Raw genomic sequence first — 12,192 nt, 5'->3', positions numbered from 1 at the left:
GTGCTGGATTTATACAATCGTGACCAGGGGTTGGTCGAATTCAACCGGCTCGCCGTCGTCGACCAGAATGGCTTCGACCACGCCGGCTTTGTCCGCTTCGATTTGGTTCATCATCTTCATGGCCTCAACGATGCAGATCACATCGCCGACCTTAACGTGCTGGCCCACTTCCACAAACGCCGGGGAGCCGGGGCTCGGGGAGCGGTAGAAGGTGCCTACCATGGGTGATTTCACCACGTGGCCGTTGTGCTGCGCGGCGGGGGCTGCCTCGCTGCTGTCGGCGGCCGGAGCCGGTGCGGCGGGGGCGGCGGCCGGTGCTTGCGCGGGCGCCTGGGCCGGTGCGGCGGTGAAGTATTGAGCGTTCGGGTTATTGCGGCTGATGCGGACGGATTCCTCGCCCTCTTTGATTTCCAGCTCGCCGATGTCGGATTCTTCCAGCAGCTCAATCAGTTTTTTAATTTTGCGAATATCCATTGGGGCCTCTCTTTAAAGCAACGGATGAATGATGAATTGATCCCGGCGCACCGGGTTCGATGTCAGGGTGTAGATACTTCTATTCGGATGTCGATGCCTTGCCTGTCTGCGCGGCGCGCTCCAGGTGGCGCAGTGCCGCGGTCAGGGCCAGCTCATAGCTCTGGGCGCCGAAACCACAGATGACGCCCTGGGCGACATCGGAAAAATACGAGTGTTGGCGGAACGGCTCGCGGGCGTGCACATTGGACAGGTGCACTTCGATAAAAGGAATGGCAACGCCCAGCAGTGCATCGCGCAGGGCGACGCTGGTGTGGGTGAACGCAGCAGGGTTGATGACAATAAAGTCCACCCCTTCCTGGCGCGCATCGTGAATGCGTTCAACGAGTTCGTATTCCGCATTGCTCTGCAGGGTCAACACATGGTGGCCAGCGGCGTGGCCCTGTTCGGTCAAGGTCCGGTTTATGGTGTCCAGGGTCTGGGCACCATAAATGCCGGGCTCGCGTTGTCCCAGCAGATTCAGGTTGGGGCCATGTAGAACCAGAATGGTTGCCATGAAAAATCCTGTGTGACCGTGGTTTTCTTGACCGGGTGTTGTGTTAACGCGCGAAAATCGGCGTTTGCACGTTATGGGGGCGAGTTTGCCGCAAAAAAGCAACAGTGTCCACGGTCTATTCGGGTTTTTGCTAAATTGTCCTCAAATGGCGACAAGATGCCAGACGTTCGGTCTGTTGTGGCGCATAAAGCCGTGTTTGAGTGGGTTGGCAAAACCCGTTAACAGTCATTTTGAGCGACAAACCCGGCGCAATACAGGCAAGATAACAGAGGATGGCAAAAAGTCGGCAATATTGCTGCTAACGTCGTCAATTTTGGCTCAATTGTGTTTCCGTGCCATCCCCGAGTCGCTCTAGCAGGGCTTTTTTGCGAAGAATTTGCGGTAACACGATGCCTGGGCCCTGATGGTCGGCGGGAAACCAGAGGTAGAGCGGCACCCCGCTGCGGTTGTACGCCTCCAGCAGCTGGGTGATGGCTGGGTCGCGGTGGGTCCAGTCTCCTTTGAGGGTCGCTACGCCGTGGGCGTCGAAAGCGCGTTCAACGTCGTCAGTACTCAGGGTCACGCGCTCGTTGGCCAGGCAGGTCAGGCACCAGTCGGCGGTCAGATTGATAAATACCGGAGTTCCTTCGCGGCGCAGGGTGTCCAGGCGGGCGGCGGAGTAGGGCTCCCAGCGGGAGTCCTCGACTGGGGCGTTCAGCGTTTGCCAGGGCAGAGCCAGGGCGGCGACCCAGGCGAGTAATACCAGCGCCTTCTGGCTGAATCGGGCCGGAGTCGAACGGGGCTGCCGGGTCAGTAACCATCCCGCGAAGGCAATCGCGACGGCCCCCACGCCAACCGCTGCCACGGCATTGGGCCCGGCCTGGCGCCCGAGCACCCAAATCAGCCAGATGGCGGTCAGGTATAAAGGAAAGGCCAGAAACTGCTTCAGGCTGTCCATCCAGGGGCCGGGTTTTGGCAGATGGTTCACCAGCGATGGCAGGTAGCACAGCGCTAGCAGTGGCAACGCCATCCCCAGACCCAGCGCCACAAACACGCTCAGGCTCACCAGCGTGGGCTGGGTCAGGGCAAAGCCAAGCGCCGCACCCATAAAGGGGGCGGTGCAAGGACTGGCGACAATAGCAGCGAGCACGCCGGTAAAGAAGGAGCCGCTCAGGCCGCCACTCTGGGTCAGCTTCTGTCCTACCCCCATCCAGCGCGTGCCAATGGTCAGCAGGCCGGACAGGCTCAGCCCGAGAATAAAAAACAAGTACACCAGTGCGGCAATGAGCAGGGGAGACTGTAACTGGAAGCCCCAGCCAATCGCCTCTCCACCGGCGCGTGCGGCCAACAGTACGCCGGCAAAGGCGACAAAGCTGACCACAATGCCCGCGGTGTAAGCCCAGCCGTGGAGCGGCAACCGCTGGCGGTCGGCTCGAGCCAGGCTCATGACCTTGATCGACAGCACGGGGAAGACACAGGGCATCAGGTTCAGAATGATGCCACCGAGCAGTGCCAACACCAGAATATAAGGGAGCCAAGTGGTCGTGGCCTCGGAGGTGGCGCCGCCGTCGTCGGTATTTGCGGGTGTGTTTGCGGGAGGCGCAGAGGCGATGCTGGCGCTCTGGTTGGCGGGGTCCACCTTGACGTAATCAACATGGGGCGGATAGCACAGCCCCGCGTCCGCGCACCCCTGAGACTCTACTCGCAGGGTGAAGGGCTGGGCGTTGTCGGCCACGGCAAGGCGGACAGTGGCGCTGCCGTAATAGACCGCCATGTCCTTTTCAAAGTACTCGTCGTACTTGTCGACCGTGTTGTCGCTGAATCGGGGGGCAAACGCCTCCGGCTCGGGATCGGCGCTCAACCGGAACCGCTCTTGATACAGGTAGTAGTCCGGGGCCACTTCCCAGTGAAGTACCAGCTCGCCATCGTACAGCCGGGTTTCCAGTTGAAATGCCTCGGTGACCGGCAGAAAGTCATCACCGCCCCCCAGTAGGCTCGAATTCTGGGATTGGCCGCTTAGTAGGTCCTGAGCGGCGGCGCCTTGGCTGAAAACGCAGAGTAGGGTGCTCCAGAGTAGCAGACGCCAGAATGACAGGAAATTGTGTCGGGATGGCGATAATTGCAGGGTCAACATAGGTCGTTCTATTCCGTGTTGGGTGACGTTTTCTGCGGCGAGAGGGTATCATGGCCGCTAAATGCCAAAGCAGTCTCATTTCTCGGACTGCGGCAAACCACAATAATTCGGATCAATCCGGGGCGCTAGTGTACCGGACTTGGACCGCAAAAACTGCCAACTGGCTCTCCTGGAGTCGCTGTGAGTAAGGTTATCGTCATGCATGAGTTGGGTCATCCCGCAACCGATCGGACGAGATCCCGAGGGTGGATGCTGGGCGGTATGCTGGGGCTTGCCCTGTTGGTCGGGTGCAGCAGCCCCGCGCCGACACCCTCTTCGACACAGGCATCGCCGCCGGCGGTTGATACCATGCCCGAGCCCGAGCCGGCGCTGACGCGAGAGCAGCGGCTTGAGCGCTGGCTGGAGGAGGGCGATCGGGCCCTGTCTGCCGATCGATTGCTGTCACCGTTGGGCGACAATGCCCATGATCGCTATCGGGCGGTGCTGATTTATGACCCCGATAACACCCGCGCCATTTCCGGGCTCCAGGCCATTGCCTTGCGCTATCTCGATCTGGCCCGCTCCGCCGCCGCGCGTAGCGCGCTCTCTCAGGCCCAGGGCTATCTGGACCTGGCAGCGTCCGTGGATCCGGGGAATCCGCTGGTGGCCGAGTTCAGCGAGAAGGTCAGCGACCAGCGGGCGCGTTTGCAAAGTGCCTCCCCCCTGACTCAGGATGGGCAAGTGGTACAGCTCAATGGAGAGCTGCTTCGTCAGCGGGCAGACGAGCTGGTGGTTGATCTGCAACAGCTGGCCCGGCGCGTAAAAGACACCGGTGAGTTTCTGCTGATCGTGGCGCGCACGGACGCCGAGGGCCGGTGGATTTATCAGCAAATGCGTGATGGCACACCCAATTATTTGTTGCGCGGAGATATTCACCTGGGGTCGCCCCCGCGAATCGAACTACAGCCGCCGTTGTAACCGGGTTGTGCGGCGGCACAATCAATGCTCTGGAGAAACCTGTCATGTTGCGAGCCATACTTTTTATACTGGCGTTGGGGGTAGCGCCGGTCTGGGCGGAGGCGCCCACCGTCACCGTTACCGACGCAACCGTGCGTGTGCCCTTGCCGGGTAAAGATCTCACCTCGGCCTACTTTCTACTGCATAACATGGGTGAGGAGGCGCGGTCGTTGGTGGCGGTGTCCGCCGAGTTCGCCGAGCGGGCGGAGCTGCACGAGCACCGCACGGAGGATGGCATGATGCGCATGCGTCAGGTGGATGCGGTGGAGATTCCCCCCGGCGAGAAGGTGCGCTTTGCCTCGGGGGGCTACCACGTAATGCTCTTTGGGCTTGAGCGACGCCCCCGCACCGGAGATCCGCTACAATTGATATTGACGTTTGATGATGGCAGTGAGCAGACCGTGAAGGCCTATGCGGTCAGCGTGTTTGACCGGCCCCATCACGACCACTAACGCATTTCACCGATCAGGAAGTCGCTATGCCCATGTCCAAAGCCAAGCAGTTCTGGGTTCACCTGCAGCGCAAGCTTCGGGACACCTTTGCCGATACCCGTGACGATGTCTCCCGATTGGGAATGCGGGTGAAAATCGGTATAGCCGTATTGGGTCTCTACTTGTTGTTGGCGCTGGTAGTGGGCATTTACTGGAGCATGACCCCCGGTTTCTTCACCGTGGAAGACTATGTGACGACGCAGGTGGAGGAGCGCGGCGGGACCCGTGAGCGCGGCGCTGTTATGACCTCGGCGCTGATTGGCGTGGCGGAAACCCTGCTGGAAAAACCCGGCGGCTACCTGACCAATGACATCACGCCGCCCGGCCTCTGGCTGGATAACATGCCAAGCTGGGAGTACGGCGTGGTCATTCAGGTGCGCGACGCCAGCAAAGCCATGCGTGAAGCGTTCAGCCGCTCCCAGTCTCAATCCCGCGAGGATCAGGACCTGGCCCTGGCCGAGTCCCGCTTCAACTTCAATACTGACAGTTGGATCATGCCGGCCACCGAGGGACAGTATCGCGAAGGCATTCAGTACACCCGTCGCTACCTTGATCGATTGACCGGCATCAGTGAACAGAATGCCGAGTTCTACACCCGCGCCGATAATCTTCGCTATTGGTTGAGCACTGTGGAAACCCGCCTGGGCAGCCTGTCGCAGCGCCTCAGCGCCAGCGTCGGTCAGCGTCGACTGAATACGGACTTGCCGGTAAGCATGGGTGAACCTCGGGAAGTGGCCCCGGGAGAGGTGATCGTCAAGACGCCCTGGACCGAGCTGGATAATGTCTATTACGAAGCCCGAGGCTCGGCCTGGGCCCTGATCCATCTACTGAAGGCGGCGGAAATCGAATTCGCCGACGTGCTCGATGACAAAAATGCCCGGGTCAGCCTGGGGCAGATCATTCGTGAGCTGGAAGCCACCCAGCGCTCGCTGATGAGCCCGATGATCCTTAACGGCAGCGGTTTCGGTCCGCTGGCCAACCACTCTCTGGTAATGGCCTCCTATATCTCCCGCGCCAATGCGGCGTTGATTGATTTGCGGAGTTTGTTGGATCGGGGGTGATTCTATCCGATCAAGAATTGGCGTCATTTTTGATTCAGCGCAAAGGTAGTCTTAATACAGGAGATAAATCCCGTTTACTGGGTTGCGAAAACACCACCGTCGACAACACTTAATAGATCTCGAATCGGGTTGTAAGGATTCAGACTTCGTTCGATGTCGGTTAGAGGTGGTCACCATGAAATACTCAATACTCTTTGCGTTCGTGTTTTTTCTGACGGCGTGCAGTCAGGGACCGGAATCGCCCCGGGGGTTCAGTCTGCCCGAAGGGGATCTTGAGCGGGGCGAGCAGGTGTTTGTCCAGTATGATTGTCTGTCCTGCCATCGGCTGCAGGGCTATGATGCAGTGGTGACGGAACGCGAACTGGACACGCCGATCATTCTCGGTGGCACCGTCACCAAGGTCAAAACCTACGCCGAACTTCTGACTTCCGTCATCAATCCCTCCCATCGGCTGGCCAGCGGCTATCAGGATGAGCAGATCACAGATGACGCCGGGCAGTCATTGATGCGCAACTACAACGATGTCATGACCGTCAGTGAGCTGATTGATCTGGTGGCGTTTCTGGAGTCGTATTACGAGCTCAACCCCTACGCGCAGAGTCACTACCACATGTACTACCCCTGACAGGGGCGTCCCGGCTTGTCATATGCCAGATGGGGCGCTAGCATTGACGGTCCTTTCGCAATGCAAGAGCCCACAATGGAAGAGACCCTGGAACGACTGAGGGCGGCGCACCAGCCGGTGCCGGTACCCCTGGAGCTGCCCAGTCACGAAGACCTGGTGGATGTGGAGGAGGAGGTGCTTCTGCCTATCCCGCGGGAGATGCGCCGTTTCCTGCTTCTGGCCAGCGACGTGGTGACCGGTTCGTTGGAGCCTGTGACCGCTGCTGACCCTCATGCCCATACCTACCTGCCGGAGGTGGCGGCGGTGGCCTGGTCGATGGGCCTGCCCCGTTACCTGTTGCCGCTGTGTGAGACCAATGGCAACTATTACTGCGTTGAGCCCGAGGGTGAAGTCCTGTTCTGGCGCGATGGCGATCTGAGCGATGAGAGCTGGGATGATGTCTGGCGCTGGATTGATGAGGTCTGGCTCGAGAGCTGAAAGCAGGGCATTAAAAAAGGGAGCAGGTGCTCCCTTTTTTAATGCCGGGTTTAATACCGGTGTGGGCGGGTCAGTGGGCGCTGGGGCCGCTTGAGCCCTGAGGGAAGCGGATGCTTTCCACCAGATCCTGGACATGCGGCGGCGCATCCGGGGTAAAGTGGCGTACGGTCAGAGCCACGGCCAGATTCAGCAGCATGCCGACAAACCCGATGCCCTCCGGTGAGATACCCAGCAGCCAGTATTCGGCGGTATTGGGCAGCAAGGGTTCGAAGAATACCCCCTTGAATACCAGGATATAGCTGGCGGTGAACACCAGCCCGGTGAGCATGCCCGCGACGGCGCCCCACTGGTTCATGGGTTTGAAGAAAATCCCCATGATGATCGCCGGGAAGAAGCTCGCCGCCGCCAGGCCAAAGGCGAAGGCGACCACCTCGGCGACAAAGCCCGGCGGATTGATGCCCAGGTAGCCCGCCACCCCGATTGCCCCGGCGGCGGCCAGGCGCGCCGCCATCAGCTCCTGCTTCTCGGTGATCCGGGGCATGAGGTTGCGTTTGAGCAAATCGTGGGAGATTGAGGTGGAAATCACCAGTAACAGCCCGGCGGCGGTCGACAGCGCGGCGGCCAGGCCACCGGCGGCCACCAGGGCGATCACCCAGTTGGGCAGCTCGGCGATTTCCGGGTTGGCCAGTACCAGAATATCCGGGTCGATGGTCATTTCATTGCGGCTGTCATTGCTGTAAAACAGCCGCCCATCGCCGTTTTCATCCTGCCACTGGATCAGCCCCGTGGTTTCCCAGGTGTCCACCCAGGAGGGCATGTTTTCCCGGGCTACCCCCTGGCCCTCGGGGCCATTGATGGTCTCGATCATGTTGGTGCGTGCAAAGGCGCCCACGGCCGGGGCGGTGGTGTAGAGCACGGCGATAAACAGCAGGGCCCAGCCGGCGCTCTTGCGGGCGTCGCGCACTTTGGGGACGGTGAAAAAGCGCACGATGACGTGGGGCAGGCCCGCCGTGCCCACCATCAGCGCGGCGGTAATGCAGAACATGTCGATGGTGGACTTTTTCCCCTCGGTGAAGGCGGTAAAGCCGAGCTCCCGGGATAACCCGTCGAGCTTGTCGAGCAGGTGGGTGCCCGAGCCGTCGGCCAGGGTATCGCCAAAGCCCAGCTGTGGAATCGGGTTGCCGGTGATCATCAGGCTGATGTAAATCGCCGGTACCGTGTAGGCAAAAATCATCACGCAGTACTGGGCCACCTGGGTGTAGGTAATGCCCTTCATACCGCCGAGCACCGCGTAAAAGAACACCACGCCCATACCGATCAGCACGCCGGTGGTCACATCCACTTCCAGAAAGCGGGAGAACACCACCCCGACCCCGCGCATCTGTCCGGCCACATAGGTGAACGACACAAAAATGGCGCACACCACGGCAACGGTGCGGGCCATCTGGGAGTAGTAGCGATCGCCAATGAAATCCGGCACGGTGAACTTGCCAAATTTGCGCAGGTAGGGGGCCAGGCATAAGGCGAGCAGCACATAACCGCCGGTCCAGCCCATGAGGTAGACGCTACCGTCATAACCGAGAAAGGCGATCAGGCCGGCCATGGAAATGAAGGATGCGGCGGACATCCAGTCGGCGGCCATGGCCATGCCATTAGCCACGGGATGGACGCCACCGCCAGCAATGTAGAAGTCCCCAGTGCTGCCGGCCCGGGACCAGACCGCGATGCCAATATAGAGCGCGAAGGTGGCGCCAACCACCAGGTAGATGAGCGTTTGGGCTTCCATGAACTACTCCTCGTCTTCCCGGACACCAAAGCGGCGGTCCAGCTGATTCATCTTGTACACGTAGACAAAAATCAGGACCAGAAAGGTGTAGATGGAACCCTGCTGGGCAAACCAGAAGCCCAGTTTGAAGCCACCCATGCGAAATTGATTGAGCCAGTCCACCAGCAGGATGCCCGCACCAAACGAGACAATGAACCAGATGCTGAGCAGCACCGCCAGCAACTTGATATTCGCCCGCCAATACTCTCTGGCGGCTTCCTTGGACGCAAAAGCCATAGTAGAACTCCGGTTATTATGCTTATCGGTAAGTCTTCAAGTGAAAAGGAAAATAAGGGGTCTGTCAATTCCCGATATCGGTAACCTCAAAGCGCAGCACGCCAATCATCTGGCGCGCTTCAGTCACCACCTGGACTTGCCAATGGCCCACCGCCTGTTTCGGGAAGTGCTGCTTGTGGGTCCAGGCCCGGTATCCCTCTTTGCGCCCGCCCTGAATATCCAGGGCAATGGTGTCGACGATTTCGCCGTTCAGGCGCCAGACATGGTAAATCCGCTCGTTCAGCCCGCGCGGCGCGCGGATCGCCGTGTAGGCATAGAGCCCTTCCTGGTGTAGCTTGGTTTCGCTCAGTTGCGTCAGGCGGTTTCCCGGTGCTTTGTCCTGAATATCGATATCGGTGCTCACCGCCACCTGAGTCAGCCAGAGGGTGGCCGGGGGCACCCAGAGGCGTCCGTACCAGCCCGCGAGGCCGAGGGCGGCAACCACCCCGATCAGGGCCAGGCTGCGCCACCAGCGCCGGGGCGGCAGCGCACTGATGACACTGGGAATGGCCAGCAGCACGGCGATGCCGAGCGCCAGAGGGTAGCTCTGGGCGGTACTCAGATGCAGGATGATCGGCAGTGCGGTGAGCATGACCGCGAACAAGGCCAGGGCGTGAAAGCCGAGAAACAGCCAGCGTCGCTTGGCCAGATGGTTGTAATAGAGCGGGTCAATGACCGAGACCAGCGCTGCGGCGCACAGCAGCCCCATAAACAGCGTCTGCCCGCTGTTCCAGGTGACCGTGAAAAAGAAAAACGGCAGGACGAAAAACAGACTCTCCTGGTGCACCATCTGGGTGATGAAGTGCAGAGCGGGGCGTGGGACTTTCAGCTTCAGCAGGCGCAGCGCGTTGCGCCGCAGGGTGTTCTCGAACATCAGCCAGAGCCAGCTGGCCATCATCAACACCGCGACCACCTGGGCGAGTGCGGGTTTGCGCTCGACCAGAACGAAGCTGCCAAGGCCGAACAGAAAACCCGCCAGCGCCAGCACTTTGGGGTAGCGCTTGAAGGTGGCAATCAGCCTGTTCAGCGCCCGGCGAGACCAGGCAGGGCGTTCAATGGTCTGTGCGGGTGTTTCGCCGGGTTGTTCCATAAGTATCCGATGGGACCGCTAACGTCTGGGTGAGACGGAGATCAGTGCGGCTGGAATCGTGTCAGCAGTTGGGTGTATTCCGGATCGGGGACACCCCCCAGGGTCAACCATTCCAGCAGCAGTGATTCCGCTGTGTCAGACCGTTGACCCAGGCCCTGCTGTAATTGTTCCATCTGATAGGCCATTCGGCGCGCCTTGTCGGACTCGGGGGATTCCTGACCGGTCGCGATTTCCTTGCGGATACACAGCAGACGCAGGGCCTCCAGGTTCTCCGTCTGGACCGCGGATGTCAGGCTGGCCGCCCGTTCCAGGCGTTGATTCAAAATGGCCTGGCTGTCGCCGGGCCAGTACTCCACGGCCTCCAGCGCGATGCTCGCCTCTTCCTGGGCTGCGGTGGTATCGCCGCCTTCAAGGCTGGCCAATTCAAGCGCGCGCACCGCTTCGGCGGCGTTGAACAGCTGCTGGCGCTGGCGTTCTTTAGCCTGGCGGCGAGCGTTTTTGTGCTGCTCATCCAGGGCTTTGAGCGTCTGGTAGAAGGCGTCATTGAGGGGCTGCGCCTGCTGGCGGGGAAGCTCTTTCAGAGCCTGGAACTGGCTCTTGAGTTCATCGATCCGCGCCCGCTGTGCCCCGGGGGTATCCAGTGGTTGCTGTTGCAGCGTCTTGAGTGCCTTGATCAGGGACTCCGCTTCCTCGGCCTGGGCCTGGCGCGCCTGATCGGCCGCCTCAAACTGGGCTTGGCGGCGGGCGAAAATGGCGTCGCAGTGTTCGCGGAACTGCTTCCACAGGGCCTGATCTTCTCGGGGGCGGCACTGGCCGACCTGTTTCCACTGGACCTGAAGGTCTTTGGCGCCTTCAATGGCCTGATGCAGATCGCTCTGCTCGCGCAATTGCTCGGCCCGTTGTACCAGTAATTCTTTTTCAGCCCGGTGCGCATCGTAGGCTTCCCCCAGCTTGGCGTGCAGTTGATCCATCAGAGGCTCAAACCGCTCTTCCTGGGCTTTGACCGCCTGGCGCGGCACCGGCCAGGCATCGCGCCACTCGCGCCGTGCCTGCTTGAGGGTGTGCTCGACGTCTTTCCACACTGGGCTGTCCCAGTGATAGCCGTTCAGGTAGAGCTGCACCTGCTCGATCAATTCCTCCCGCTTGGCCTGGTTGGCTTCGCGCTCTCTGGCCTGGGCTTCGAAGAACTCCTTGCAGGGCTCGAAGGCGCGATGCGAGGCCTCCTGAAACTGGTGCCACAGGTCCTCGTCGTGATGGGGCACGCCCTTGCTGACTTCCCGCCAGTCATCCTGGAGGTGATGAATCTTGCGGGCCAGCTCTTCCGGGTTCATGGTGCTGTGTTCCAGGGCCTGCATGGAACGAATGAGTGCTTCTTTCTTGGGGGTGACCGCAAATTCATGCCAGTCGCTCAGGCGTTCAATCGCCTGATCCAGCTCTTCCAGCTTGCTCGCCAGGTGGGCCGGAATGTGCTCCAGGGTTTCCCGCTTCTCCTGGCTGGCGCGATGTAAACCCCGCGCCCGCCGTACCTGGCCGCGCTGCGCGGCACTCAGCCCCTGGCGCACCAGGCCTTCGACCTCACGAATGTGCTTGCGCTGGGATTGCTCTTTGGCCTTTTCCTGTTGCTCCAGCGCATTCAGGGCGTTTATCGCGTCCTGAACGGGGGCGGGGCGATCGTTCTCCGGCCACTGGCGGGCGGTTTTCACCAGTTGTTTGAGGACCTTGCGGGCCTGCGCGCTCTGCTCCGGCTGATTCAGTTGGGGTGTCCACTGCTCCAGAGGGCCGTGCTCGCGCAGAAGCGCCAACAGCTCGTTCAACTGGTGAATCTGGCGCTCCAACGATTCGCGCTCGCGCTTGGGTAAGGCATCGGTTTCCAGGGCTTTCAGCGATTCGCCGGCGCTATTGAGCTGTTCGGGCCACTGGTCACCGAGCAGTGTCTCCCNGTCAGCGCTGTACAGTTCGCTACCGAACTGCTTGAGTTGGGTGTGAAGCTCGGTCAGTCGGTTTTGCGCCTCGCTCTGGCGGGCCTGCTCGGCTTCTTCCCGAGCCGCCAGTTGTGCCTCCAGCTCGGCCCGTTCGGTCTGTTTGTCGCGATACTGATCCAGTGCCTGCTGGTAGCGTTGGGCGAGTTCCTGCGGTGGGGTAATGGGCAGGGCGGTCCAGTCCTGGTGCAGCTTGTCGAGCTTGGCGTCGAACAGCGGGTCCTGTTCGCTG

General features: G+C 60.6%; 12 protein-coding genes. 5 read left to right on the top strand and 7 right to left on the bottom strand.

Annotated features, from left to right (window positions below; genetic code table 11):
• Window positions 1-9: 9 nt before the first annotated feature.
• The 3 genes from accB to CMG77_RS12435 form a co-directional block, all read right to left on the bottom strand.
• Window positions 10-474, bottom strand: coding sequence for an acetyl-CoA carboxylase biotin carboxyl carrier protein (accB, locus tag CMG77_RS12445; RefSeq protein WP_286807556.1), 465 nt, complete (start codon window positions 472-474; stop codon window positions 10-12).
• Window positions 475-553: 79 nt separating this feature from the next.
• Window positions 554-1,027, bottom strand: coding sequence for a type II 3-dehydroquinate dehydratase (gene aroQ / locus CMG77_RS12440; RefSeq protein ID WP_123636914.1), 474 nt, complete (start codon window positions 1,025-1,027; stop codon window positions 554-556).
• A 307-nt stretch (window positions 1,028-1,334) separates the two neighbouring features.
• Complete coding sequence (locus CMG77_RS12435) at window positions 1,335-3,140, bottom strand: protein-disulfide reductase DsbD family protein (protein WP_286807554.1); 1,806 nt, start codon at window positions 3,138-3,140, stop codon at window positions 1,335-1,337.
• Between the two features lie 348 nt (window positions 3,141-3,488).
• On the opposite strand from CMG77_RS12435, the gene CMG77_RS12430 reads away from it, so the two are divergent.
• From CMG77_RS12430 to CMG77_RS12410, 5 genes are all read left to right on the top strand, one after another.
• Window positions 3,489-4,097, top strand: a complete 609-nt coding sequence (locus tag CMG77_RS12430) for a hypothetical protein (RefSeq protein WP_286807553.1) — start codon at window positions 3,489-3,491, stop codon at window positions 4,095-4,097.
• A 44-nt stretch (window positions 4,098-4,141) separates the two neighbouring features.
• Window positions 4,142-4,588: a copper chaperone PCu(A)C gene (locus tag CMG77_RS12425; protein WP_286807552.1), complete on the top strand. Its 447-nt coding sequence runs from the start codon at window positions 4,142-4,144 to the stop codon at window positions 4,586-4,588.
• 26 nt (window positions 4,589-4,614) lie between these two features.
• Window positions 4,615-5,688, top strand: coding sequence for a DUF2333 family protein (locus CMG77_RS12420; RefSeq protein WP_414673723.1), 1,074 nt, complete (start codon window positions 4,615-4,617; stop codon window positions 5,686-5,688).
• A gap of 175 nt (window positions 5,689-5,863) precedes the next feature.
• Window positions 5,864-6,313, top strand: a complete 450-nt coding sequence (locus CMG77_RS12415; RefSeq protein ID WP_286807551.1) for a c-type cytochrome — start codon at window positions 5,864-5,866, stop codon at window positions 6,311-6,313.
• Window positions 6,314-6,388: 75 nt separating this feature from the next.
• A complete protein-coding gene (locus CMG77_RS12410; RefSeq protein ID WP_286875900.1) occupies window positions 6,389-6,790 on the top strand; it encodes an SMI1/KNR4 family protein in 402 nt (133 codons plus the stop codon).
• Between the two features lie 70 nt (window positions 6,791-6,860).
• On the opposite strand, the gene CMG77_RS12405 is transcribed toward CMG77_RS12410, so the two are convergent.
• From CMG77_RS12405 to CMG77_RS16230, 4 genes are all read right to left on the bottom strand, one after another.
• Window positions 6,861-8,576, bottom strand: coding sequence for a sodium:solute symporter family protein (locus CMG77_RS12405; RefSeq protein ID WP_286904683.1), 1,716 nt, complete (start codon window positions 8,574-8,576; stop codon window positions 6,861-6,863).
• 3 nt (window positions 8,577-8,579) lie between these two features.
• Entirely contained in the window at window positions 8,580-8,852 is a 273-nt protein-coding gene (locus CMG77_RS12400) for a DUF4212 domain-containing protein (protein ID WP_024459621.1), read from the bottom strand.
• 64 nt (window positions 8,853-8,916) lie between these two features.
• Entirely contained in the window at window positions 8,917-9,981 is a 1,065-nt protein-coding gene (locus tag CMG77_RS12395) for a DUF5924 family protein (RefSeq protein WP_123636924.1), read from the bottom strand.
• Window positions 9,982-10,022: 41 nt separating this feature from the next.
• Window positions 10,023-11,312, bottom strand: a complete 1,290-nt coding sequence (locus tag CMG77_RS16230) for a DUF349 domain-containing protein (RefSeq protein ID WP_502691904.1) — start codon at window positions 11,310-11,312, stop codon at window positions 10,023-10,025.
• Between the last annotated feature and the right edge of the window lie 880 nt (window positions 11,313-12,192).

Source organism: Marinimicrobium sp., from assembly GCF_002695945.1.
GTDB lineage: Bacteria > Pseudomonadota > Gammaproteobacteria > Pseudomonadales > Cellvibrionaceae > Marinimicrobium > Marinimicrobium koreense.
Note: the sequence above shows the minus strand (reverse complement) of the source record. Positions and strands in the feature narration are given on the sequence as shown.